This is a genomic window from Actinospineispora acaciae DSM 45401 (assembly GCF_000620785.1).
In the GTDB taxonomy this organism is placed as follows: Bacteria; Actinomycetota; Actinomycetes; order Mycobacteriales; family Pseudonocardiaceae; genus Pseudonocardia; species Pseudonocardia acaciae.
The window spans coordinates 1,030,132-1,053,801 of record NZ_JIAI01000002.1 but is presented as its reverse complement, the minus strand read 5'-3'; the positions used below and the strand labels follow the sequence as shown (position 1 = coordinate 1,053,801).

Annotated in this window: 23 protein-coding genes; 15 read left to right on the top strand and 8 right to left on the bottom strand. The window is 72.2% G+C overall.

Annotation, left to right across the window (positions count from 1 at the left end; genetic code table 11):
- Positions 1–20 precede the first annotated feature (20 nt).
- From N912_RS51915 to N912_RS51910, 4 genes are all read left to right on the top strand, one after another.
- On the top strand, positions 21–1,034 hold the full coding sequence (locus tag N912_RS51915; RefSeq protein WP_342670855.1) for a COX15/CtaA family protein: 1,014 nt from the start codon (positions 21–23) through the stop codon (positions 1,032–1,034).
- An 89-nt stretch (positions 1,035–1,123) separates the two neighbouring features.
- Positions 1,124–2,095 carry a quinone oxidoreductase family protein gene (locus N912_RS0114650; RefSeq protein ID WP_028923027.1) on the top strand — a complete coding sequence of 324 codons (972 nt, stop codon included), beginning with the start codon at positions 1,124–1,126 and terminating at the stop codon, positions 2,093–2,095.
- 18 nt (positions 2,096–2,113) lie between these two features.
- Positions 2,114–2,449, top strand: coding sequence for a YciI family protein (locus N912_RS0114645; RefSeq protein ID WP_028923026.1), 336 nt, complete (start codon positions 2,114–2,116; stop codon positions 2,447–2,449).
- Between the two features lie 79 nt (positions 2,450–2,528).
- The gene (locus tag N912_RS51910; RefSeq protein ID WP_051580181.1) at positions 2,529–3,755 is read left to right on the top strand and encodes an MFS transporter; all 1,227 of its coding nucleotides are present in this window, start codon (positions 2,529–2,531) and stop codon (positions 3,753–3,755) included.
- Here N912_RS51910 and N912_RS60325 read toward each other — a convergent pair.
- From N912_RS60325 to N912_RS65155, 3 genes are read right to left on the bottom strand one after another with little or no spacing between them, the layout of a single operon-like run.
- Positions 3,737–4,588, bottom strand: coding sequence for a CPBP family glutamic-type intramembrane protease (locus N912_RS60325; protein WP_051580180.1), 852 nt, complete (start codon positions 4,586–4,588; stop codon positions 3,737–3,739). The two genes, N912_RS51910 and N912_RS60325, sit on opposite strands and share 19 nt — an antisense overlap.
- A gap of 10 nt (positions 4,589–4,598) precedes the next feature.
- Positions 4,599–5,222, bottom strand: a complete 624-nt coding sequence (locus tag N912_RS0114630; RefSeq protein WP_028923025.1) for a response regulator — start codon at positions 5,220–5,222, stop codon at positions 4,599–4,601.
- The gene (locus N912_RS65155) at positions 5,219–6,325 is read right to left on the bottom strand and encodes a sensor histidine kinase (protein ID WP_051580179.1); all 1,107 of its coding nucleotides are present in this window, start codon (positions 6,323–6,325) and stop codon (positions 5,219–5,221) included. Before N912_RS65155 ends, N912_RS0114630 begins: the two co-directional genes overlap by 4 nt.
- A gap of 140 nt (positions 6,326–6,465) precedes the next feature.
- On the opposite strand from N912_RS65155, the gene N912_RS0114620 reads away from it, so the two are divergent.
- Positions 6,466–6,828 (top strand): hypothetical protein, encoded by a 363-nt coding sequence (locus N912_RS0114620; RefSeq protein WP_028923023.1) that lies wholly within the window; start codon positions 6,466–6,468, stop codon positions 6,826–6,828.
- Positions 6,829–6,835: 7 nt separating this feature from the next.
- On the opposite strand, the gene N912_RS0114615 is transcribed toward N912_RS0114620, so the two are convergent.
- On the bottom strand, positions 6,836–7,795 hold the full coding sequence (locus tag N912_RS0114615) for a heme o synthase (protein ID WP_051580177.1): 960 nt from the start codon (positions 7,793–7,795) through the stop codon (positions 6,836–6,838).
- 364 nt (positions 7,796–8,159) lie between these two features.
- Here N912_RS0114615 and tkt point away from each other — a divergent pair, with 364 nt between their 5' ends.
- Genes tkt through pgl form a run of 6 tightly spaced genes read left to right on the top strand, consistent with a single transcriptional unit; the run spans position 8,160 to position 16,314 of the window.
- A complete protein-coding gene (tkt, locus tag N912_RS0114610; RefSeq protein ID WP_028923021.1) occupies positions 8,160–10,271 on the top strand; it encodes a transketolase in 2,112 nt (703 codons plus the stop codon).
- Between the two features lie 15 nt (positions 10,272–10,286).
- Positions 10,287–11,399: a transaldolase gene (tal, locus tag N912_RS0114605; protein WP_028923020.1), complete on the top strand. Its 1,113-nt coding sequence runs from the start codon at positions 10,287–10,289 to the stop codon at positions 11,397–11,399.
- Positions 11,396–12,994 (top strand): glucose-6-phosphate isomerase, encoded by a 1,599-nt coding sequence (locus N912_RS0114600; protein ID WP_028923019.1) that lies wholly within the window; start codon positions 11,396–11,398, stop codon positions 12,992–12,994. The genes tal and N912_RS0114600 overlap by 4 nt, the downstream gene beginning before the upstream one ends.
- Positions 12,995–13,020: 26 nt before the next feature.
- Positions 13,021–14,577: a glucose-6-phosphate dehydrogenase gene (zwf, locus tag N912_RS0114595; protein ID WP_028923018.1), complete on the top strand. Its 1,557-nt coding sequence runs from the start codon at positions 13,021–13,023 to the stop codon at positions 14,575–14,577.
- Between the two features lie 13 nt (positions 14,578–14,590).
- A complete protein-coding gene (opcA, locus tag N912_RS0114590; protein ID WP_028923017.1) occupies positions 14,591–15,541 on the top strand; it encodes a glucose-6-phosphate dehydrogenase assembly protein OpcA in 951 nt (316 codons plus the stop codon).
- Positions 15,538–16,314, top strand: coding sequence for a 6-phosphogluconolactonase (gene pgl / locus N912_RS0114585; RefSeq protein WP_028923016.1), 777 nt, complete (start codon positions 15,538–15,540; stop codon positions 16,312–16,314). The genes opcA and pgl overlap by 4 nt, the downstream gene beginning before the upstream one ends.
- Positions 16,315–16,342: 28 nt before the next feature.
- Here pgl and N912_RS0114580 read toward each other — a convergent pair whose 3' ends face one another.
- Positions 16,343–16,672 carry a winged helix-turn-helix transcriptional regulator gene (locus N912_RS0114580; RefSeq protein WP_028923015.1) on the bottom strand — a complete coding sequence of 110 codons (330 nt, stop codon included), beginning with the start codon at positions 16,670–16,672 and terminating at the stop codon, positions 16,343–16,345.
- Between the two features lie 127 nt (positions 16,673–16,799).
- On the opposite strand from N912_RS0114580, the gene N912_RS0114575 reads away from it, so the two are divergent.
- From N912_RS0114575 to N912_RS0114565, 3 genes are read left to right on the top strand one after another with little or no spacing between them, the layout of a single operon-like run.
- Positions 16,800–17,279: a cupin domain-containing protein gene (locus N912_RS0114575; RefSeq protein ID WP_028923014.1), complete on the top strand. Its 480-nt coding sequence runs from the start codon at positions 16,800–16,802 to the stop codon at positions 17,277–17,279.
- Between the two features lie 9 nt (positions 17,280–17,288).
- Positions 17,289–18,641: an amidase gene (locus N912_RS51900; protein ID WP_051580176.1), complete on the top strand. Its 1,353-nt coding sequence runs from the start codon at positions 17,289–17,291 to the stop codon at positions 18,639–18,641.
- Between the two features lie 32 nt (positions 18,642–18,673).
- Positions 18,674–19,624, top strand: coding sequence for a VOC family protein (locus N912_RS0114565; RefSeq protein WP_028923013.1), 951 nt, complete (start codon positions 18,674–18,676; stop codon positions 19,622–19,624).
- 62 nt (positions 19,625–19,686) lie between these two features.
- Here N912_RS0114565 and N912_RS63510 read toward each other — a convergent pair whose 3' ends face one another.
- Both N912_RS63510 and N912_RS63505 read right to left on the bottom strand, forming a co-directional pair.
- Complete coding sequence (locus N912_RS63510) at positions 19,687–20,154, bottom strand: hypothetical protein (RefSeq protein ID WP_156993561.1); 468 nt, start codon at positions 20,152–20,154, stop codon at positions 19,687–19,689.
- 9 nt (positions 20,155–20,163) lie between these two features.
- Positions 20,164–20,490 (bottom strand): hypothetical protein, encoded by a 327-nt coding sequence (locus N912_RS63505; RefSeq protein WP_156993559.1) that lies wholly within the window; start codon positions 20,488–20,490, stop codon positions 20,164–20,166.
- A gap of 837 nt (positions 20,491–21,327) precedes the next feature.
- Between N912_RS63505 and N912_RS0114555 the strand changes: the two genes are divergently transcribed.
- Positions 21,328–22,200 (top strand): LLM class flavin-dependent oxidoreductase, encoded by an 873-nt coding sequence (locus N912_RS0114555; RefSeq protein ID WP_028923012.1) that lies wholly within the window; start codon positions 21,328–21,330, stop codon positions 22,198–22,200.
- Position 22,201: 1 nt separating this feature from the next.
- On the opposite strand, the gene pdxR is transcribed toward N912_RS0114555, so the two are convergent.
- Positions 22,202–23,608: a MocR-like pyridoxine biosynthesis transcription factor PdxR gene (pdxR, locus tag N912_RS0114550; RefSeq protein ID WP_028923011.1), complete on the bottom strand. Its 1,407-nt coding sequence runs from the start codon at positions 23,606–23,608 to the stop codon at positions 22,202–22,204.
- Between the last annotated feature and the right edge of the window lie 62 nt (positions 23,609–23,670).

Here is a 23,670-nt window from a genome sequence, read left to right as displayed (position 1 = left end):
GGCCTGCTTACCATGAGGCCGTGCCCCACAACCCGCCCCGGACCGCTGTGCCCCGAACCGCTGAGCTGAACCGTGTCCCCGCCGTCCCGCCCCGCCTGATGCGCCTGCTGGCCGTCCTGGCGGTGGTGGCCCAGGCGGGGATCGCGGTGACCGGCTCGGTGGTTCGGGTGACCGGGTCCGGGCTGGGCTGTCCGGACTGGCCCACCTGCTTCCCGGACAGCCTCGTCCCGGACCCGCGCTACGAGGTCGCCCTGCTGCACCAGTGGGTGGAGTTCGGCAACCGCATGCTCACCGGCGCGCTCGGCGTGATCGCGGTGGCCTGCCTGCTCGCCGCGCTGGGCACCCGGCCACGGCGGCGCCGGTTGACCTGGCTGGCCTTCTCGATGCCGGCCGGGGTGGCCGCCCAGGCGGTGGTCGGCGGCATCACGGTGCTCGCCGGGCTGGCCTGGTGGACGGTCTCGGCGCACTTCCTGATCTCCATGGTGCTGGTCTGGCTGGCGGTGCTGCTGGTCCGCGCCACCGGCGAGACCGACGGCCCGGCGACCCGGGTGCTGTCCGCGCCGGCTCGCGGGCTGGTCACGCTCACGAACGTGGTGCTCGCCGCGGTGCTCGTGGCCGGCACGCTGGTCACCTCGGCCGGTCCGCACGCCGGTGACTCGAAGACGCCCCGGCTGGGCATCGGCGTTCCCACGCTCGCGCAGCTGCACGCCGACCTGCTGGTCGGGTACCTCGGCCTGCTGGTCGGGCTCGGTTTCCTGCTGCGCGCGGTCGCCGCCAAAGCATCGGTGCGCCGCCGCTATCGGTGGCTGATCGCGGCGGTGCTGGCCCAGGGCGCGCTGGGCGCCGCCCAGTACGCGCTGGGGGTGCCGGAGACGCTGGTGTCGCTGCACGTGCTCGGGGCCTGCCTGGTGACGGCGGCCGCCGCGGCGCTGTGGGCGGCGACCACCGAGCGGCCCCCGCCGGCGCCGGTCGAGCCGCCCGCCCCGGAGGTCACCGAGGCGCCGTCCGAGCCGGCCGGCCTCGGCACCGGATGACATGCAACCCCGGGTAACCGGGACGCCACCCAGCGCGATCGACTGATCGAGAGCAGAATGACCCGCGCCGAGGGACCGGAGGGAAAGACATGCGTGCGGTGCAGGTGGAACGGACCGGCGGACCGGAAGTGATCGAGCTGTCCGAGTTGCCAGACCCCACTCCTGGCGAGGGTGAGCTGCTGGTCAAGGTGGCCGCCGCCGGCGTCAACTACATCGACACCTACCAGCGCGCCGGGATCTACCCGAAGCCGACGCCGTTCGGGCTGGGCCTGGAGGGCACCGGCACCGTCAGCGCGCTCGGGCCGGGGGTGACCGGCTTCACCGTCGGCGACCGGGTGGCCTGGTTCGACGTCGCGGGCAGCTACGCCGAGCAGGTCGCGGTGCCGGCCGGGCGGGCCGTGCACGTGCCCGACGAGGTGACCGACGACCAGGCCGTCGGCGCGCTGCTGCAGGGGATGACGGCGCACGTGCTGGTCACCGCCACCTACCCGGTGGCGCGCGGCGAGTCCGTCCTGGTGCACGCCGCCGCCGGCGGGGTCGGCCTGCTGCTCACCCAGCTGGCCAACGAGCGCGGCGCCCGGGTGATCGCCACCGTGTCCACGGCGGAGAAGGCCGAGCTGGCCACCGGCGCGGGCGCGGCGGACGTGATCAACTACACCGAGGTGGCGGACCTGGCCGCCGAGGTGCGCGCGCTGACCGACGGCGAGGGCGTCTCGGTGGCCTACGACGGCGTCGGCAAGACCACCTTCGACGCCAGCCTCGCCAGCCTGCGCCCGCGCGGCATGCTGGTGCTCTTCGGCGGCGCCAGCGGCGCGGTGCCGCCGGTGGACCCGATGCGCCTCAACGCCGGCGGCTCGCTGTACCTGACCCGCCCCTCGCTGTTCCACTACGTGGCCAGCCGCAAGGAGCTGGAGTACCACTCCGGCGAGGTCTACGCCGCCGTCGCCGACGGCACCCTGGACATCCGAATCGGCCACCGCTACCCCCTGGCCGACGCCGCCAAGGCCCACCAGGACCTCCAGTCCCGCCGCACCACCGGCAAGCTCCTGCTCATCCCGTAGGAGGGCAGAATCGGCGGCGTGAAGTACGTGCTGCTGATCCGCGACGACGAGATCGACGCGCCGAGCAACGAGGAGCTGGCCGCGGACCTGGTGCACCAGGCCTGGGCCGCGGACCTGGCGCGGCGTGGCGCCGAGCTGTGGGGCGAACGGTTGCGGCCGGTGGTGGACGCCACCACGGTCCGGGTCCGCGACGGCGAGACCCTGGTCTCGGACGGGCCGTTCGCCGAGACCAAGGACTTCGTGGGCGGTGTCGTGATCGTGGAGTGCGCGAACCTGGACGAGGCGATCGAGATCGCCGCCGGCCATCCGTACGCGCGCCGGGGCGGTGTGGAGATCCGGCCGGTCTGGGAATGAGCTTCTCGCCCGGGCGATGTCGATCCCGGGCGGCCTCCTTCGTCGGTGGGCAAAGTCCACCGGGCAGGAGGGAAGTCTCATGAGTACTCAGCACGCGGCGGTGAGCCCACGCGGCGCCACCCGAACGTTGGCGGTGCTGTTCCTGGGAGCGTTCGTCATGGGCAGTGCCGAACTGCTCATCGTCGGCGTGCTGGACCTGGTCGCCGGCGACCTGAGCGTGTCCGTCTCCTCGGCGGGCACGCTGGTGACCGGTTACGCGCTGGGGCTGGCCATCGGCGGCCCGATCCTGACAGCGCTGACGATCAGGCTGGACAGGCGCACGGTCCTGTGCGGCGCACTCGTGCTGGCCGGCGCATGCAACCTGAGCGCGGCGCTGAGCAGCGGTTACGACATCGCCCTCGTGGCGCGGACCCTCACCGGCGCGCTCGCGGGACTGTTCGACGCCACGGCGTTCGCGGTGGGCATCGCCGTGGTCCCGGCCGAGCGGGCCGGCCGGGCCATCGCGGTGGTCATCTCCGGCGTCGCCGTCTCCGCGGCGGTCGGCGTGCCGCTGGGCACCCTCCTCGGCCAGGCGGTCGGCTGGCGCGGCTCGTACCTCGCGGTGGTCGTGCTCATCGCGGTCACGCTCGTCGCCACGGCGGCGCTGGTTCCGTCCGTGCCCAGCGCCGGCGGCGGTGTGGGCGGCCAGGCGAGGTACGCGTTCGCGCCACGGGTGCTCGCGGTGCTGGTCCTGTGCGCCCTGGTGTTCGGGGCGACGTTCGCGGCGCTGACCTACATCGTGCCGTTCCTGCGGGACGTCACCGGCGTCTCCGGCGCGCTGGTCAGCGTGTTCCTCCTGGCCTACGGCGTGGCCACGGCGGCGGGCTCGTTCGGCGGCGGCCGGTTCGCCGACCGGGATGCCGGGCGGACCCTGGTCGTGGCGGCCATCGGCACCGCGGGCTCGCTGGCCGCGCTCCACCTGTTCGGCACCAGCCCGGTCCTGGTGGGGCTGCTGCTGGTGGCGTTGGGCGCGTGCGCCATGGGCGCGGGGCCGTCGCTGCAGTACCGCGTGGTCGCGCTGGCCGGCCCCGGCGGCGAGCTGGCGCAGTCGCTGCCCGCCTCCGCGATCAACCTGGGCATCGCGTTCGGCTCCCTCGCCGGTGGCGTGGCCGTCGGCGCCTTCACCGCCTCGGCCGCGGTCCTGACCGGTCTTGTGATCGCCATCGTCGCCGTTCCCGTCGCGTGGGCCACCGGCCGTCTCGAACCGCCCACGGTCGACCGGGCCGACGCACCGCTCCCGGCACAGCTTCAGGATTGCGGTCGGTAGTGCCGGCGGTACCGGCCGGTGGCCGCCAGCCCGGCGATGATCACGGCCATCGCGACCCAGCTCGGCCAGCCGCCCGGCAGCGAGGTGGCCAGGTTCGCGGTGGCCGGGTCGGTGGCCTGGCCGATGGTGGGCGGTATCGGGTTGGCCAGCAGGTTCGAGCTGCCGTGCAGCACGACGGCGGGCCACAGGTTCGCCGACGCGAGCCGCAGCCAGCCCATGAGCACGGCGAGCAGGACGCTGCCGAGGGTGAACACCAGCGTCCCCACGACGCCGGGCAAGGTCGGGAACAGGTAGCCCTGCAGGGTCAGCGGGGCGTGGAACAGGCCCCAGATGGTGCCGCTGGCCAGCAGCCCCGGCCAGAGGCCGAGCGGGAGCAGCCTGGGCAGCAGGTAGCCCCAGCCGAGCTCCTCGCCGAGCATCAGCACCAGCAGCGGGACGAACGTCACCAGGTTGGTGCCCAGCCCGGCGAGCAACGAGTCGAGCGGGAACGGCCGGACGAACCGGTAGACGCCGGCGAGCGAGCCGATGCACAGCGCCGCCGCCATGATCACCAACGGCAGCAGCAGCCCGACGGCGAGGTAGCGGACCAGCCGGCCCCAGGGTGGCGACGGGGTGACACCGGTGTCCAGGAGGAACCGCGCCGGCCCTCGGTACGCCCCGGTCAGGCGGGTGGCGGCGATCGCGCCCAGGGTCGGGGTGAGCATGCCGAGCCCGCCGAACACCAGGGCGTCCCGCTGGTCGTTCATGTCGCCCAGGCCGGCCCAGAGCAGGCCGACGAGCGTGATGCCGCCGAACGTGACGGCCAGGAAGATCGTCACCTCGCGCCACGGCACCCGCGTCCGGTCAGCGATGGAGGCCGTTGTCCCTGGCCCAGATGGCGATTCCGACACGGTTGCGCACTCCCAGCTTGCGTTGGATGTTGGCGATGTGGGTCTTGGCGGTGCCCGGCGAGATGAACAGCTCGGCGCCGATCTCGCCGTTGGTCAGGCCCTGGGCGACCAGCGCGGCGATGTCGCGCTCCCGCTCGGTCAGCGGCTCGTCCGGATCGGTGCGCCGGCCCCCGGTCATATGGCTCAGCAGCCGAAGCGTGATGGACGGGCTGATCAGCGCCTCGCCGTTGTGCGCCGCCCGCACCGCCTCGACCAGCAGCGTGGGGCCGGCGCGCTTGAGCAGGAACCCGCAGGCGCCCCGGCGCAGCGCGCCGTGCACGTACTCGTCCAGGTCGAAGGTCGTGATGATCACCACCGCGACCGAGCCGGCCAGCGCCTCGGTGACCTCCAGGCCGTCCAGGCCCGGCATCCGGATGTCGACCAGCGCCACGTCCGGGCGCAGCACGCCGGCCAGCTCCACGGCCAGCCGGCCGTCGGCCGCCTCCCCCACCACCCGGATGTCGAGCTGGCGCTCCAGAATGGTCCGGACGTTGCGGCGCACCATCTCGTGGTCGTCGGCCAGCAGCACCCTGATCACGACGCGGACCGGATCGGCAGCACCGCCCGCACCCGCCACCCGCGCGGGCCCAGCGGCCCGGCCTCCAGCGTGCCGTCCAGCAGCCCGACGCTCTCGGTGAGCCCGACCAGCCCCAGCCGCCCGTGCCTGCCGCCCGCCGGAGCGCCGCCCTCGGCGCCGTCGTCGTCCACCGTCACCGCGAGGTCGGGGCCGTTCCCGGTGGCCAGGGTGACCCATACCTGGCCGGCCGAGGCGGCGTGCCGGCGCACGTTGGTCAGCGACTCCACCACCACCCGGTAGGCGACGGCACCCACCTCGCGCGGGACCCGCTCGGCCAGGCCGGGCTCCACCTCCAGCAGGACGGGCGGTGAGTCGAACCGTCCGACCAGCGCGGGCAGGTCGGCGATCCCCCTGGGGTGCCCGTCCCGCTCCTCGCCGCGCAGCAGGTGCACCAGCTGGTCCATCGACCGCAGCGCCGACAGTCCCGCCCGCTCGACCCTGGGCAGCGCGGCCACGGCCTGGTCCGGGGCGAGCTGGGCGGCCTGCGCCTCCAGCACGATGCCGTTGAGGTCGTGGCCCACGAAGTCGTGCAGGTCGCGGGCGATCTCCAGGCGCTGGGCCTGCCGCGCGGCGGCCACCGCCCCGGCCCTGCGGTCGTCCAGCGTCCGCAGGTAGTAGCCGGCCGCCACCGCTCCCCCCGCCGGGAACGCCCAGACCAGGGCCAGCACGACCAGTTCGAGCAGGCTCGCCGGCGGCACCGCGCCCGCCGTCACCCGCAGCGGCAGCGCGACGACGGCCAGCGCGGCCAGCGGCGCGACGAACGCCACCCGCCCGGGCGCTCCCCGGCGGACCAGCAACACCAGCAGCACCACCAGCGCGGCGGTCTCACTGGCCGAGCAGAGCCCCGCCACGTTGTGCATGTCCGGCGGCGGGCGCAGGTGCACCAGGGCGCTGGCGGCGACCGACACGGCGGCGGCCGCGCCGGTGAGCCGCTCCACGGGTGCCCGCCGCGGCGCCGCCGCCACCGCCGCGCCCAGCGCCACCGCCGCCGGCACCGCGATCAGCACGCCGGCGATCGGCGCCGCCCACAGCCCCAGCAGCAGCGCCCCGGCCAGGCCGGTCATCAAAATCCATGGTCGTCGAGCCACCCGGGAAAGGTAGCCAGCGTCCACCCCGGTCCCGGCAGCGAATAAGGGGGGTTGCCGGTCAAGATCTGCCGATCGGCAGATGCCGGCCCGCGCCCGCCCTACCCATGATCGGCCGAGTGAACTCCACGATTCTTCCCCGCGCGGCGCTGTCCGTCATCCTGCTCGGACTGACCGGCTGCGCCGCCTACCAGAACGCCACGCCCGAGGAGACGACCTTCCCGCTCACCGGCACCACGCTGAACGTGAAGGCGCACGACGTGCCCACCGACCTGATCCCGGTCGACCGCAAGGACGTCAAGGTCATCCGCCGGTTCGACGTCAAGAGCGGCAACCGCGAAGCCAGTTGGGAGCTGAAGGACGGCGTGCTCGACCTGGTCGCCCAGTGCACCGGGTTCGGCAACTGCGACGCGCGCTACGAGGTCCAGGTCCCGCGCGGGGTCAAGGTACTGCGCGACGGCAAGCCGACGGACCTGAAGTGAAACGAGCTCAGAACGGCAGGCCGAGCGCCGGCAGCCCCAGCGCGGCGTCCACCGCGATGGTGATGAACAGCACGCAGAGATAGGTGTTCGACAGGTGGAACAGCCGCATCGGCTTGGCGGCTGTTCCGCCTTCTCGCACGTGCGCATGCAGCCGGTGCGCCATCACCACGAACCAGCCGCCGGTGACCACCGCCACCCCCAGGTACACCCAGGACGTGACCGGCACCAGCAGCAGCGACCACAGCGCCATCAGCCACGAGTACGCCACGATCCGCCGTGACACCTGCACCGGGCTGGCCACCACCGGCAGCATCGGCACCCCGGCGGCGGCGTAGTCGTCCCGGTAGCGCATGGCCAGCGCCCAGAAGTGCGGCGGCGTCCAGAAGAAGATCACGCCGAACATGACAAGCGCCGGCCAGTCCACCCGCCCGGTCACCGCCGCCCAGCCGATCACCACCGGCATGCAGCCGGCGGCGCCGCCCCAGACGATGTTCTGCGCGGTGCGCCGCTTCAACAGCAGCGTGTAGACCAGCACGTAGAACGCGATGGCGGCCACCGAGAGCACGGACGCGAGCCAGTTCGTGGTCAGCCCGAGCCACACCGCGCTGACCAGCCCGAGCGCCAGCCCGAAGATCAGCGCGTGGGTGCGCGGCACCTGGTCACGGGCCAGCGGCCGGGCCTGGGTGCGCTTCATCTTGGCGTCGATGTCGGCGTCGGCCACGCAGTTCAGCGCGTGCGCGCTGGCCGCCGCGACCGCCCCGCCGACCAGCGTCGCCACCAGCAGCCCCACCGAAGGGAGCGTCCCGTCACCGGCCCTGCGCCCGGCCAGGAACATGGCCGGCACGGTGATCACCAGCAGCTGCTCGATGATCCGGGTCTTGGTCAGCGACAGGTACGCCCGCAGCACCGAGCGGCCGCGCTTGATCGGAGGGGTCAGGGGGGCGCGTGGCGCCGACGGGCTCAGCACGGGGCGTATGTCCGCCCTGGTCGGCACACCTGGAGCACCTCGCTTGACACTTCAGTTCGGGAACGGCCCGGCTGGTGGGGCCGGCGCGCAAGTCCCCACCTGGAGGGCTTGCACGCCGCCGATGCTAACTCCCACGTGTTCGCATACGGGTTACCGGGTAGCCCTACCAGGCGTGGCGGGCGGCGATCACAATGGCCGCGGGGGAAGAATGACCGTAGGCGGCACCGCTCGCCGGGACTTGTGCGGGTCAAGGCGGGTGTGGGCGGCCGGGGTACGGAGCCGCCGAGGGGCGCGAACGGGCGGGCAACGACGCCGCAACATCGAGACGAACACGGAACAACCCAGGGTCAGGAGCACGCTTCTCGTGTCAGACATCACTCTCGCCGAGCTCACCCACCGCTCGGTTCCCCAGGACTGGACCGAGCTGGACACCCGGGCAGTGGACACGATCCGGGTGCTGGCCGCGGACGCCGTACAGAAGAAGGGCAACGGCCACCCGGGCACCGCGATGAGCCTGGCGCCCACCGCCTACGCGCTGTTCCAGCGGGTCATGCGGCACGACCCGAGCGACCCGGACTGGCTGGGCCGCGACCGGTTCGTGCTGTCCATGGGCCACTCCAGCCTGACGCTCTACATCCAGCTGTTCCTGTCCGGCTACGGCATGCGGCTGGAGGACCTGGAGGCGCTGCGCACCTGGGACTCCCAGACCCCCGGGCACCCGGAGCACGGGCACACCCCCGGCGTGGAGATGACCACCGGCCCGCTCGGCCAGGGCATCGCCTCGGCGGTCGGCATGGCGATGGCGGCCCGGCGCAAGCGCGGCCTGTTCGACCCGGACACCCCGCTCGGGCAGAGCCCGTTCGACCACCACGTCTACGTGCTCGCCTCGGACGGCGACATCGAGGAGGGGGTCAGCTCGGAGGCGTCCTCCCTGGCCGGCACCCAGCAACTGGGCAACCTGATCGTGATCTACGACCAGAATCACATCTCGATCGAGGACGACACCGCCGTCGCGCTCTCCGAGGACACCGCCGCCCGGTACGAGGCGTACGGCTGGCACGTGCAGAAGGTGCACAGCGGGGAGAACGTCACGGGCCTGCTGGACGCGCTGGAGGCCGCGCGCGCCGAGACCGACCGGCCCAGCTTCATCGCGCTGCGCACGGTCATCGGCTACCCGGCGCCGAACAAGATGAACACCGGCAAGGCCCACGGCGCCGCGCTGGGCGCCGACGAGGTCGCGGCGGTGAAGAAGGAGCTCGGCTTCGATCCGGAGAAGAGCTTCGTGGTCGCCGACGAGGTGCTCGCGCACGCCAGGCAGGTCGTGGAGCGCGGCAAGCGGGAGCACTCGGAGTGGCAGGCCGGGTTCGACGCCTGGGCGGCGGCCCACCCGCAGCGGGCCGCGCTGCTGGACCGGATGCTGCGCCGCGAGCTGCCGGACGGCTGGGACGCCGGGCTGCCGAGCTGGGACCCGGACGACGAGAAGAACGCCAAGGGGGTGGCCACCCGCAAGGCGTTCGGCGCCGCGCTCAACGGCGTCGCCGACGGGCTGCCCGAGCTGTGGGGCGGCTCGGCCGACCTGGCGGAGAGCAACAACACCACGATCGAGGGCGCCGACTCGTTCGGCCCGGCGAGCGTGGTGACCAAGGAGTGGGGCCAGTCCAGCCCGTACGGGCGCACGCTGCACTTCGGCGTCCGCGAGCATGCCATGGGCGCGATCATGAACGGCATCACGCTGCACGGCGGGACCAGGGTGTACGGCGGCACGTTCCTGGTGTTCAGTGACTACATGCGGCCCTCGGTCCGGCTGGCGGCGATCATGAAGCTGCCGGTGACGTACGTCTGGACGCACGACTCGATCGGGCTCGGCGAGGACGGCCCGACCCACCAGCCGATCGAGCACCTGCCCGCGCTGCGCGCCATCCCCGGGCTGAACGTGGTGCGCCCGGCGGACGCCAACGAGACCGCCTACGCGCTGAAGGCCGTGCTGCGCGACACCGGCGCCCCGTCCGGGCTGGCGCTGTCCCGGCAGAACCTGCCGGTGCTGGCCGGCACCGACGCCGAGGGCGTGGCCAGGGGCGGCTACGTGCTCGCCGACTTCGCCGACGCGGGCGCCGGAGCACCGAAGGTGATCATCTTGGGCACCGGGTCGGAGGTGCAGCTCGCGGTGGCCGCCCGGGAGCGGCTGGCCACCGAGGGGGTGTCCGCCCGGGTGGTGTCCATGCCCTGCCTGGAGTGGTTCGACGCCCAGGACGAGGGGTACCGCCGCGAGGTGCTGCCGCCGGAGGTCACCGCCCGGGTCGCGGTGGAGGCCGCGCAGCCGATGACCTGGTACCGGCTGGTCGGCGATCGGGGCGAGGTCGTCGGCATCGACCACTACGGGGCCAGCGCGGACTACCAGACGCTGTACGAGAAGTTCGGCATCACCGCGGACAGCGTGGTGGCCGCCGCCCGCTCCTCCCTCGCTAACCATCGTTAAGAACGGGAGCGCATCATGACCGAGCACCCACGACTCGCCGCGCTCAGCGACGCCGGCGTGTCCATCTGGCTGGACGACCTGTCCCGCGAGCGGCTGGACTCGAACAACCTGCTCGAGCTGGTCAGGGACTGGCACGTGGTGGGGGTGACCACCAACCCGACGATCTTCGCCAAGGCGCTGTCGCACGGCGAGGCGTACGACGCGCAGGTCCGCGAGCTGGCCGGCCGGGGTGCCTCGGTGGCCGACGCGGTGCGTGAGATCACCGTCGCGGACGTGCAGCGCGGCTGCGACGTGATGTCCGGCACCTGGGAGGCCACCGGAGGCACCGACGGCCGGGTCTCCCTGGAGGTGGACCCCGGCCTGGCACACGACACCGACGCCACCACCGCGCAGGCGCTGGACCTGTGGAAGGCGGTGGACCGGCCCAACCTGATGGTGAAGATCCCGGCCACCGTGGAGGGGCTGCCGGCGATCACCTCGGCGCTCGGCGAGGGCGTCAGCGTGAACGTCACCCTGATCTTCTCCATCGAGCGGTACCGGCAGGTGATGGACGCCTTCATGGCCGGCCTGGAGCGCGCGCAGGCGAACGGCCACCCGCTGTCCTCGATCCGCTCGGTGGCCTCGTTCTTCGTCTCCCGGGTTGACACCGAGATCGACCCCCGGCTGGAGAAGATCGGCACGCCGGAGGCACTGGCGCTGCGCGGCAAGGCCGCCGTGGCCAACGCCCGGCTGGCGCACGCCGCGTTCCGGGAGGCCTTCGGCACCGACCGCTGGGCGGCGCTGGCGGCGAACGGCGCGCAGCCGCAGCGGCCGCTGTGGGCGTCCACCGGGGTGAAGAACAAGGCCTACCCGGACACCCTCTACGTCACCGAGCTGGTGGTCGCGGACACGGTGAACACCATGCCGCAGGCCACCCTGGAGGCGTTCGCCGACCACGGCGACGTGCACGGCGACAAGGTGACCGGCGCCGACGAGGACGCGCAGCGGGTGTTCGACGCGCTCACCGAGGTCGGGGTGGACGTTCCTGACGTGTTCGAGGTGCTGGAGCGCGAGGGCGTGGAGAAGTTCGCCGCGAGCTGGGACGAGCTGACCTCGACCGTGAGCGAGCAGCTGGCGGCGGCGCGGTGAGCGTCCGGATCGAGGACGGCGAGCTGGCCGCCGAGGCCCGCCGGGTCGTCGACGAGCTGGTCGCCGACAAGGTCGCGTCCCGGATCGCCGGCAAGGACGCCACGCTGTGGGGGCCGGACGCGGAGTCCGAGGCGTCCATCCGGCTGAACTGGGTGGACCTGCCCGCGACCTCGCGCCCGCTGATCGGCCACGTCGAGGCGCTGCGGGAGGAGCTGCGCACGGCGGGGGTGCACCGGGTGGTGCTGGCCGGCATGGGCGGCTCCTCGCTCGCGCCGGAGGTGATCTGCCGCACCGAGGGCCGCGAGCTGGTGGTGCTGGACACCACCGACGCCGGCCAGGTGGCCGACGCGCTGGCCGGTGACCTGGCGGCCACCGTGCTGGTGGTGTCGTCCAAGTCCGGGTCCACGGTGGAGACGGACAGCCACTACCGGATCTTCACCGAGGCGTTCAAGGCCGAAGGGCTGGATCCGGCCGGGCACATCGTGGTCGTCACCGACCCGGGCTCGCCGCTGCAGTCCCGCGCCGAGGAGGCCGGCCTCAAGGTGATCAACGCCGACCCGGGGGTGGGCGGACGCTACTCCGCGCTGACCGCGTTCGGGCTGGTCCCGGCGGGGCTGGCGGGTGCGGACATCGAGCGGCTGTTGGACGAGGCGGCGGCCGCCGCCAAGGAGCTGGCGCGCGACGAGCCGGACAACCCCGGACTGCTGCTGGGCGCCGCGCTGGGCGTGCGGCACAAGGCCGGGGCGGAGAAGGTGGTGTTCGCGGACAGCGGTTCGGGCATCGTGGGCTTCGGTGACTGGGCGGAGCAGTTGATCGCCGAGTCCACCGGCAAGCAGGGCGTCGGGCTGCTGCCGGTCGTGGTGGAAGGGCCTAACGCACCCGGGTTCGCCGACGCCGGGCCGGACGCCACCACGGTGGCCATCGGCGACCATGGCGCCCGGATCACCAGCGACGGGACGCTCGGCGCGATGTTCCTGACCTGGGAGTACGCCACCGCGGTGGCCGGCAGGCTGATCGGCATCAACCCGTTCGACCAGCCGGACGTGGAGGCGGCCAAGGCGGCCGCCCGCGCACTCCTGGACGCCCCGCCCGACGACGATGGCACCGACGCACCTACGTTCGTCGACGGCGCCATCGAGGTGTTCGCCGGCGACTGGCTGCCGGCCGGCGCCGACCGGACCGTGCGCGGCGCGCTGGACGCGCTGGTCGCCGCCGCGCCCGAGCGCGGCTACCTGGCCGTGCAGGCCTACCTCGACCGCATCGAGGACGCCTCCACCGCCGTGCTGCGCGCCGAGCTGGCCCGCCGGACCGGCCTGCAGACCACGTTCGGCTGGGGCCCGAGGTTCCTGCACTCCACCGGCCAGTACCACAAGGGCGGCCACCAGAACGGGGTGTACCTTCAGATCACTGGATCGGTTCCGTCCGACCTCTCCGTTCCGGACCGCCCGTACACCCTGGCCACCCTGCAGCACGCTCAGGCACTGGGTGACGGGCGGGTGCTCGCCGGGCGCGGGCGGCCGGTGCTCAGGCTGAACCTGACCGACCGGGAAGCCGGGCTCGCCCAGCTTGCCGGGGTGATCACCGCGGACATCTGAGATCGCGACCGGGAGGCAAACCCGCGATGAGCGAACCGTTCGTGCAGGCCCGACCCGAGGGTTGGACGAACCCGCTGCGCGACCCGCGAGACAAACGGCTGCCCCGCATCGCCGGCCCGTGCGGGCTGGTCATCTTCGGCGTGACCGGTGACCTGGCGCGCAAGAAGCTGATGCCCGCCGTCTACGACCTGGCCAACCGGGGCCTGCTCCCACCGGGCTTCGGCCTGACCGGCTTCGCCCGCCGGGACTGGGAGAACGAGGACTTCGGCAAGGTCGTCTACGACGCGGTCAGGGAGAACGCCCGCACCCCCTTCCGCCAGGCGGTCTGGGACCGGCTCGCCGAGGGCATCCGGTTCGTGCAGGGCAGCTTCGACGACGACGAGGCGTTCGACAGGCTCTGCGACACCGTGCACGAGCTGGACGCCGAGCGCGGCACCAACGGCAACCACGCCTTCTACCTGTCCATCCCGCCCGGCGCGTTCCCGGTGGTGTGCAAGCAGCTCGCCCGCTCCGGGCTGGCCGGCCAGGACCACCCCGGGCAGTGGCGCCGGGTGGTGATCGAGAAGCCGTTCGGGCATGATCTGGCGTCCGCCCAGGAGCTCAACGCGATAGTCAACGACGTGTTCCCCGAGGAGTCGGTGTTCCGCATCGACCACTACCTCGGCAAGGAGACGGTGCAGAACATCCTGGCGCTGCGGTTCGCGAACCAGCTGTTCGAGCCGATCTGGAACGCCAACTACGTCGACCACGTGCAGATCACCATGGCCGAGGACATCGGCCTCGGCGGGCGCGCCGGCTACTACGACGGCATCGGCGCCGCCCGGGACGTGATCCAGAACCACCTGCTCCAACTGCTCGCGCTGACCGCGATGGAGGAGCCGGTGTCGTTCTCCCCCGGCGAGCTGCGCACCGAGAAGATCAAGGTGCTGTCCTCGGCCAAGCTGGTGCAGCCGCTGGACGAGACCACCGCGCGCGGCCAGTACACCGCCGGCTGGCAGGGCAACGAGTGGGTGGTCGGCCTCAAGGAGGAGGAGGGCTACAACCCGGAGTCGCGCACCGAGACCTTCGCCGCGATCACCGTCGAGGTGGACACCCGCCGCTGGGCCGGCGTGCCGTTCTACCTGCGCACCGGCAAGCGCCTGGGCCGGCGGGTGACCGAGATCGCGGTGGTCTTCAAGCGCGCCCCGCACCTGCCCTTCGACGAGACCATGACCGAGGAGTTGGGCCAGAACGCGCTGGTCATCCGCGTGCAGCCGGACGAGGGCGTGACCATGCGGTTCGGCTCCAAGGTGCCCGGCAGCACCATGGAGGTCCGCGACGTCACCATGGACTTCGGCTACGGCCTGGCGTTCACCGAGGACTCCCCGGAGGCCTACGAGCGGCTGATCCTGGACGTCCTGCTCGGCGAGCCGTCGCTGTTCCCCGTCAACGCCGAGGTCGAGCGGTCCTGGCGGATCCTGGACCCCGTTCTGGAGCGGTGGGCGGAGTCGGGCGTACCTGAGCCGTATGCGGCCGGCAGCTGGGGTCCGAAGGGCGCCGACGCCATGATGGCGCGCACCGGCCGCACGTGGCGCAGGCCCTGAACGGGAGTGGATCATGATCGTTGACATGCCCGCCACGTCCACCCACCAGGTCAGCCGGCGCCTGGTGACCCTGCGCGAGCAGGGCGGCGTGATGACCCTCGGCCGGGTGCTGACGTTCGTCGTGGTGACCGACGACAGCACCAACACCGAAGAGGTCATCGAGTGCGCCAACGCGGCCAGCCGCCAGCACCCGTGCCGGGTGATCGTGCTGGTCCGAGGCGCCAAGAAGGCCGCGCCCCGGCTGGACGCGCAGATCAGGGTCGGCGGTGACGCCGGCGCCAGCGAGGTGATCGTGCTGCGCGGCTACGGCCCGCTGGCCTCCCCCGAGGCGTGCGCCGGCATGACCATCCCGATGCTGCTGCCGGACGCCCCGGTGGTGGTGTGGTGGCCAGGGCCCGCGCCCTCGGTTCCCGCCGAGGACCCGGTGGGCCAGCTCGCCGGCCGCCGGATCACCGACGCGACGGCGGAGAAGAACCCGGTCAAGGCGCTGGAGCAGCGCGCGAGCAGCTACCACCCCGGCGACACCGACCTGGCCTGGACCCGGCTCACCCTGTGGCGGGCGCTGCTCGCGTCCGCGCTCGACCAGCCGCCGTACGACGACATCACCGGCGCCGTGGTGGACGGCGAACCGGACTCCCCGTCCACCGACCTGCTCGCGGGCTGGCTGGCCAGCCGGCTGTCGGTGCCGGTGAAGCGGACCAAGGTCGGCGCGGTGGGCGGCATGCACTCGGTGCGCCTGGAGCGCCGCTCCGGGTCCGTCGAGCTGATCCGCCCGGACGCCAAGGTCGGCACCCTCACCCAGCCCGGCCAGCCGCCCCGGCTGGTGACGCTGGCCCGCCGCCCGGTCCGGGACTGCCTGACCGAGGAACTGCGCCGCCTGGACGCCGACGAGACCTACCAGAGCGCCCTGGCCGGCCTGGCCGGCATCACCCGAGGCCGCGCACCCGCCGGCCGGGGCCGATGACGTCGCAGGTGGTGGTGCACGCCACCCCGGAGCTGGTGGCGGCGACGGCGGCGGCCCGGCTGGCCGTGCGGCTGGTGGACGTCCAGCACGCGCGCGGCACCGCGTCGGTGGTGCTCACCGGCGGGCGGACCGGCATCGCGGTGCTCGAACAGCTGCGGCGCTCGCCGGCCAGGGACGCGGTGGACTGGTCGCGGGTGGACCTCTACTGGGGCGACGAGCGGTTCCTGCCGCCCGGCGACCCGGAGCGCAACGACACCCAGGCGCGCGCCGCGCTGCTGGAGCACGTGCCGGTCGCCCCGGAACGGGTGCACCCCATGCCCGCCGCCGACGTCCGCTGGCGCGACGACCTGGACGGCGCGGCGGAGTCCTACGCCTCGACCCTGGCCGCCCGCGCCACCCCCGAGGACCACGGCCCGGTGCCCCGGTTCGACGTCTGCCTGCTCGGCGTCGGCGAGGAGGGACACGTCGCCTCGATCTTCCCGTCCTCCCCCGCCGTGTACGAGACCGACCGTGCCGTGGTGGCCGTCCACAACAGCCCCAAGCCACCGCCCGCCCGGATCACCCTGACCCTGCCCGCCATCCGCCGCTCCGACGAGGTCTGGCTGCTCACCACCGGCGAGGCCAAGTCCGCCGCGGTCGCCATGGCCCTCAGCGGCGCCGGCGACGTCCAGCTCCCGGCCGCCGGCGCCCGTGGCCTGCGCCGAACCCTGTGGCTGCTGGACCGCGCCGCCGCCGGAAAGCTCCCCCGCGACCTCGTCCCACCCCTGATCTGACCCCGCGAGTGGCCGGCCCGAGCGACAGTCACGGCGCCGGGACCCACTCCTCGGCCCATTCCGCGATCGCGGCGACCGCCCGGTTGAGCGCCTGGCCCTTGTCGGTCAGCCGGTACTCGACGCGCGTGGGCGGGCCGGCGAGGACGTGCCGGACCACGATGTTCTCGGCTTCGAGCTCGCGCAGGCGCTCGCTCAGCATGGTGTCGCTCAGCCCCGGCACCGCGCGCCGGATGTCGGCGTAGCGCTGATGCCCGGAGAGCAGGGCGCGTAGCACCACACCTGTCCAACGCTTCCCGATCAGCTCGACGGCGTGGTGGTAACGCGGGCAGAACTGCTCGTCAGCGGGCCAGTCGTGCACGCCGCCAGCATAAGCCTCTTGCCCTGCTCAGCAGTCGGATGTAGCTTCATGGATCTTAGTTACTCAATTATCCTTATTCGCTGGAAGGGCTGCCATGGATGTCAGCACCGACGCTTCGCATGCCGGCGTGGCCCGGCCCGACGGCGGCGAGGAAGCCCGCTGGTTCCTCGACATGCTGGTGGTTTGGAAGTGCACCGCCGAGATGACGGCGGGCCGGATGTCGCTCGTCGATCATCGCGCCCGATGCGGCAGCGGCACGCCGTTGCACATCCACCGCCGCGAGGACGAGTGGTTCTACGTCGTGCACGGACAGCTGCGCGTACGGGTCGGCGACGAGTCCACGCTCGCCGGGCCCGGCGACTCCGTGTTCGCCCCGAGGAACGTGCCGCACCTGCACTCGGTGCTCTCGCCGGAGGGGGCGCGCTTCCTGGTCGGCTTCAGCCCGGCGCTCGCCGACGGCGCCGACGGTTTCGTCCGTGCCGCATCGCAACCGGCCCCCGCGCCCGAACCGCCGCCCGCCGCCGCCCCGCCCGATCCGGACGCGCTGTCCGCGCTGGCCTCGCGGTTCGGCGTGGAGATCCTGGGTTCGCCGGGCACGACCGAGTAACCCGCGCCGATGGATGCGGAGAGTTGCTACCTCCCGGCCACCTCGCTGCTCGAATGCTACGGGCACGGCGAGCTTTCGCCGGTGGCAGTGGTGGACGTGCTCACCGACCGGATCGACCGACTGGACGGGACGCTCAACGCCCTGAGGGCGCGCGATCTGGAGCGTGCCCGCCGGGACGCCGCCGCCTCCGCCCGGCGGTGGCGGGAGCGGCGGCCGAGGGCGCTGGAGGGCCTTCCCGTGGTGGTCAAGGACCTGGTCGACACCGCCGGGCTGGCCACCGCCTACGGCTCGGGCATGTTCGCCGGTCACACGCCGGACCGGGACGCGGCGGCGGTCGAGCGGCTGCGCGCCGAGGGGGCGATCGTGCTGGCCAAGGGCGCCACGCACGAGTTCGGCTGGGGCATCACCACCGAGAGCGCAACGTTCGGGCCGACCCGCAACCCGTGGAACCCCGACCGGGTGGTCGGCGGCTCCAGTGGCGGGTCTGCGGCCGCGCTGGCGGCCGGCTATGCACCGCTGGCGATCGGCTCGGACACCGCCGGGTCGATCCGGATACCGGCCGCCTTCTGCGGAGTGGCCGGCCTCAAACCGACCTACGGGGCGATCGACACCACCGGCACCATCGCCCTCGCGCCCTCCCTGGACCACCTCGGCCCGATGGCGCGCACCGTGGCCGACCTCCGGTTGCTGTGGCGGGTGCTCGCGGATCAACCGCCCGAGCCGGCCGGGCGCCGCGACCTGACCGTCGGCATCTGCCCGGACCTCGACCAGGTCCGACCCGGGCCGGTCGCCGAGTCGGCGCGCGATGCGGTGGTCTCGGTCCTCGACGGCCTCGGTGTGAAGACGAAGCTGGTCAGGGCGCCCGGCCTGCCTCCGGTCTACCCGACGTTGGCCACCACCCTGCTCGTCGAGGGCCACCGGACGCACACCGAGCTGGGCCTGTGGCCCCGGCGGGCCGGCGAGTACGGCGCGGACGTACGGGCGCGGCTGGAGCTGGCCGGCACGGTGGGGTTGGCCGACTATGTCGAGGCGCAACGAGCACGGACGCTGCTGCGCTCGGCGCTGGCGCGGTTGTTCGGCGACGTCGACGTGTTGCTGTCGCCGATCTCGGCCGTCGGTCCTCCCCTCATCGGCGCGGCCGACCCGGCCCCGCGCGAGCAGGTGATCACCTTCACCGCCCCGCAGAGCCTCACCGGCCTGCCGGCCCTGGCGGTCCGCGCCGGGTTCGACGACGCCGGGCTCCCGGTCGGGGTACAGCTGACGGCCCCGCCGTGGCGGGAGCCGCGCCTGCTCGAGCTCGGCGAGCTCGTCGAGCGGGCAAGCTGGGAGATCCAGCTCCGCCGCCCCCAACCGGCCGGCTGAGCGTCGACACCATCGATCAGGAGGAACACGCCATGCCACACCTAGCGGGGAGCCACCACGTCACGCTGTCCGTCGGCGCGGCGCAGGCCGACGTCGACTTCCACGTCGCGGTGCTCGGACTGCGCTTCATCAAGCGGACGGTGCTGTTCGACGGGTCCATTCCGATCTATCACCTGTACTACAGCAACGCGGACGGGGATCCGAGCGCGGTCGTCACCACCTTCCCGCTCGGCAAGGTCGGGTTGACCGGACGCCGAGGCACCAACCAGGCACGCGAGGTGCTGCTCTCCGCGCCCGCCGGCTCCCTGGACTACTGGAACTCCCGGTTGACCGGGCACGCGATCGAATGCCGGAGCGTCACGGTCTTCGACCGGCGGCGGCTGCTGTTCCGCCACCCGTGCGGGATCGAGTACGCCCTCGTCGAGGTCGACCAGGACCCTCGGCGCGGGTACACCGGCGGCGGGGTGCCGGAGGAACACGCGATCCACGGGATCTACGGCATCGGGGTGCACGTGGCGAAACCGGACAACATGGTGGAGTTCAGCGACGGCCACCTCGGCGCGGGCGACACCCTCGAGGAGGGCGACAGGGTGCGGCTCGTCGTCGGGAAGCCCGCCCAGGGCGGCGCGGTGGAGCTGGTGGTGAACCGGACCGACGACCCCGGCACCTGGACACTCGGCGAGGGCACGATCCACCATTTCGCTTTCAACGCGGAGACCCTGGAGAACCAGGACGAGCTGAAGTTCGCGATCGAAGGTGCGGGATACACCGACATCTCCGAGCTCAAGGACCGCAAGTACTTCAAGTCGGTGTATGTGCGCTCGCCCGGAGGCATGCTGGTCGAGCTCGCCGTGACCCACGCGGAAGGCGGATGGACCTGCGACGAGTCACCCAAGGAACTGGGCACCCGCTTCCAGCTGCCCAGCCAGTTCGAGGCCAGGCGGGCCGAGATCTTCGCACAGCTCGAGGAGATCAACATCTAGCGCTACGGGTCCGCGGAAAGCCTCCATGGGAAGTGGGAGGTCTCAGGAGATCGTGCGCCGGTCTATTTGCCCGAACGAGATCCCCCCCAACTGGTGCTCGGCAGCACGATAGTGAGAGACGATGACACGGGGAGCACGCCTCGCTGGGTCCTGTCCCAATCCCGCGAACTGGCCAGCTTGCCGATCTCAACGCCGACACGACCAGCCAATATGTTGAGTCCACCCGGAGGCACCGGCGCGAGATCGAAACACATGAGGTATTGCTGAGGATCTTCGTCCAAAGAGAAACAGCAAACAAGAGTAGCGCCAAGAGATTTGGCAGAAATGAATCGGATACGAGCCGTGGAGCTCTGAAGAACCGGCGCCGGGGCACCCAGCGGCCATCCAGCACGAAACCAGGTCTCTCCGGTGTCATCCGGAGGCTCGGGCTCGCCCCCGACATCGGTCGTCTCAACGCTGTCGCGCGCCGACCCATCGGCCCACTCGGCCCTGACCACGGCCGCAAGCTCTTCGACCTCGTGCTCGTTCATCGTGCAGTCTCACCCTTCGAAGCTTGCCTCTATGGTCTCATTCACCGAGTCCGGACAACGATCTACCCCTTCACAAAAGGCCGTCAAAACTCCCAGGCTTTCAGTATCCCCGGATTCCGGCTCGGGTCGAGGCTCTTCGACGACCCGCACCCGCATTATACCTACACCAGCAAATCGCCCCTCCAGCACATAATCGCGGCGACCGTCGCGCCGAGCAATTGGGGCAACGTTGTTCACGATTGCGGCGGCGATCGACTCCTCATGCAGATTATGGTCCTGAAGAACGTGTACGAGACCAAAGCCGGTCTCACCGGAGCGACCCTGCCGCAACAGCACCGGATGTCCGGCATTGCCGTTGTCTCGATAAACAGCTAAACAACTGAAGGGTTGCGCGGGTCCGACGTGATTCGTTGTACCGCCTGGACACGGTAATGCGAGCGGGCGTCGCAGTCTTCCCGAAGGCTGCTGGAGCCTTGGCGTCGAGGCGTCCAGGAGCGCCGACTCGGACGAAGCGTTCCGCACAGGTGAAGTGGGCGCCGGGTGCCCCGAAGGCTCCATGGGCCGATTCGGCGCCCAGGTGGCTCCGGGAGGCATCGGGCCGCCCGGGAGCACGGGTGCGCACACGACGGGCACTTTCGCAAGCAGCGAATCGTCTTCCATGCAAGGGTCGACCGACGGCCTAGACGCCGGCTCAACAGCCCCAATGGCACCGAGGAGCACAATGGCAACACACGTAGTCAGCCACCGAGGCACCCACCGTCGCCGCCGAATTCGCACATCCGCCGATTGCCGTCGACCTGCGTTCACAAATCCTCCTTGATTTCGAAGGGTTACGCCGGAGCCAACGATTCCCCTGGCGACGTGATACGCAACACAACTGCCCTGTTCATTCAAAATTCATCGAATAAAATATAGCCTTCCGTTGCGCAAATCTATCCGTCGCCGCGTTCAGGTCGACGCTCGCACTTCTCACCAATCAGCGAGTCTGCCGCGCCAGTGAGCAATATTCCGGAATCGACCTCGTCAGTTGCCGCAGAAGACTCGAAAACTACCCGGCAAAGGCTCGGTCCTCGACTGGTGACGAGGATGCTCCACCTGGGTCACCGATGATCATCGGACAATGCTTGGGCGTGCCTCGCGGGCACCGTCAGCCCTATCGACGAAGATGGCGACATGACGACGGTTGGTGCCGTGTGCCTGCCTCAGGTTCGGCCGGAGCGGCTGCGTGAGCTGGCGCGGACGGCGGAGGACGTCGGGTTGGACGAGCTGTGGCTGTGGGAGGACTGCTTCTGGGGCGGCGGGATCGCGAACGTGGCGGCGGTGCTGGCGTGGACCGAGCGGGTGCGGGTGGGGGTCGGGCTGCTGCCGGTGCCGCTGCGCAACGTGGCGCTGACCGCGATGGAGATCGCCAGCGTGCACCGGCTGTTCCCGGGGCGGGCGAGCATCGGCGTGGGGCACGGCGTGCAGGACTGGATGGCGCAGGTCGGCGCGCGGGTGGAGTCGCCGACGACGCTGTTGCGCGAGCACCTCACCGCGCTGCGCGCACTGCTGCGGGGTGAGCGGCTGTCCGTCGAGGGGCGGTACGTGCGGCTGGACGACGTCGGCCTGGACTGGCCGCCGGCCACGCCGGTGCCCCCGGTGCTGGCGGGCGCGACCGGGCCTCGGTCGCTGCGGCTGTCCGGCGAGGCCGCCGACGGCACCATCCTCACCGCCAGCACCACGCCGGACGGGGTGCGGAAGGCTCGCGCGCTGATTGAGGAGGGACGGGCGGTCGGTGGGCGCACGGACCCGCACCCGGTGACCGTCTACCTGCTCGCCACGACCGGGCCCGGCGCGGCCGAGCGGCTCGACGCCGAGCGGCGCCGGGCGACACGCACGGATCCGGAGCTCGGCGTGGCCGGCGACGCGCACGCTGTCGCCGACGCGGTCACGCGCTGGGCGGAGGCGGGCGCCGACACGGTGGTCCTGCAGCCGGCTGTGGACGAGCCCGATCCGGCCGGCTTCGTGCGCTTCGTGGCCGAGGACGTCCGCCCGCTAGTCCGGTGAGTCACGGGCTCATGTGTCGGGCCAGTACCTGGATGCCTTCGTTGATCGCGGCGTCGGTCGCACGGGCGTAGCCGAGGACCAGACCGGGATGGACGGGGTCGCTTCGCTGGTAGCGGCGTAGTCCGTAGACCTTCACGCCTTCCGCGGCCACGTCGTCGATGAGTTGCTCTTCGTCGACATGTCCGGGTAGCTCGACGAGCATGTGCAGCCCGGCGGCGATGCCGACGACGCTGGCCGCGGGCAGGGTTCGCCGCAGCGCGTGGAGCATGGTTGTCCTGCGGCTGGCGTAGGCCTTGCGCATGTGCCGCATGTGGCGGGCGAGCGTGCCCGATTCGAGAAGCTCGGCGAGGACGAGCTGGTCGAGGGTGGAGATTCCCAGGTCGATCGCCCGGCGGGTCGCCTCGATGTGCGGCGACCAGTGGGGCGGGGTGACGAGCCAGCCCAGCCGCAGGCCGGGGGCCAGGGTCTTGCTGGTCGACCCGACCACCGCGACGCGGTCGGGCGCGAGGCCCTGCAGGCATCCGACGGGCCTGCGGTCGTAGCGGAACTCGGCGTCGTAGTCGTCCTCGACGATGAGGCCGTCGCGTTGCTGTGCCCAGTCGAGCAGCGCGCTGCGCCTGCGCGGCGAGAGCACGACCCCGGCCGGGAACTGGTGCGCGGGGGTCACGAGCACGGCACGCACCTCTGGGTGGTCCGCGAGCGCGTCGACTCGGAGCCCCTGGTCGTCGACGGGAACCGGGACCGGTCGCAGGCCGGCGCCTTCGGCGAAGTCCCGCAGCGGTGGCCAGCCGGGTTCCTCGACGGCGATCGCGCGGTGCCCGGTGCGGTAGGCGGCCCGGCACAGCAGGCCCAGCGCGTGGGAGGTGCCGGCGCAGACGTGCACGTCCTCGCGGTGAGCAACGGCGCCGCGCACCCGCCGGAGGTGCTCGACGATCGCCTCGCGGCAGCGCGGGACGCCCCCGGGCTCGATGTAGTTGAGGTCCGCCGGGTCGATGGACGCGAGGACCTTGCGCGTCGCGCGGGTCCAGGCGGCTCGCGGGAACGCCGTGAGGTCGGGCTGTCCGGCGGTGAGGTCGATCCGGACCGGCACGCCGTCGGGTCGGGGCCGGGCGGCGGGTCGCCGCTGTGGCCGGGGCGTGTCGCGCACGCGGGTGCGGGCGCCGCCCCGGGACTCGAGGAACCCCTCCGCTACGAGCTGTTCGTAGGCCTGCACCACGACCCAGCGGGAGCATCCGATCTCGCCGGCGAGCTCGCGGCTGGCCGGCAGCGCGGCCCCGGCGGGGAGCCTGCCCGACTGCACGGCCTCTCGCAGCAGCGCTTCGAGGCGTGCCCTGCGGGTCGTCTCGGGTCGTCGGTCCAGCTCGTCCAGGAGCAGCGCAAACGGCAAAGTGGTCTGGTTTTCCAGCACGCAGGTGGACTGTAATGCCAGTCCGATCGTCCGTACAGTCGCAGACCAGCCAGCCGGAGGAG

Excerpts from the sequence above, each read along its gene's own strand:
- zwf (WP_028923018.1), top strand. The coding sequence starts at position 13,021 with ATGAGCGAACCGTTCGTGCAGGCCCGACCCGAGGGTTGGACGAACCCG.
- N912_RS0114650 (WP_028923027.1), top strand. The coding sequence starts at position 1,124 with ATGCGTGCGGTGCAGGTGGAACGGACCGGCGGACCGGAAGTGATCGAG.
- pgl (WP_028923016.1), top strand. The coding sequence starts at position 15,538 with ATGACGTCGCAGGTGGTGGTGCACGCCACCCCGGAGCTGGTGGCGGCG.
- N912_RS63510 (WP_156993561.1), bottom strand. The coding sequence starts at position 20,154 with ATGAACGAGCACGAGGTCGAAGAGCTTGCGGCCGTGGTCAGGGCCGAG.
- N912_RS65155 (WP_051580179.1), bottom strand. The coding sequence starts at position 6,325 with ATGACCGGCCTGGCCGGGGCGCTGCTGCTGGGGCTGTGGGCGGCGCCG.
- tal (WP_028923020.1), top strand. The coding sequence starts at position 10,287 with ATGACCGAGCACCCACGACTCGCCGCGCTCAGCGACGCCGGCGTGTCC.
- N912_RS0114565 (WP_028923013.1), top strand. The coding sequence starts at position 18,674 with ATGCCACACCTAGCGGGGAGCCACCACGTCACGCTGTCCGTCGGCGCG.
- N912_RS51900 (WP_051580176.1), top strand. The coding sequence starts at position 17,289 with ATGGATGCGGAGAGTTGCTACCTCCCGGCCACCTCGCTGCTCGAATGC.
- opcA (WP_028923017.1), top strand. The coding sequence starts at position 14,591 with ATGATCGTTGACATGCCCGCCACGTCCACCCACCAGGTCAGCCGGCGC.
- N912_RS0114555 (WP_028923012.1), top strand. The coding sequence starts at position 21,328 with ATGACGACGGTTGGTGCCGTGTGCCTGCCTCAGGTTCGGCCGGAGCGG.
- N912_RS51910 (WP_051580181.1), top strand. The coding sequence starts at position 2,529 with ATGAGTACTCAGCACGCGGCGGTGAGCCCACGCGGCGCCACCCGAACG.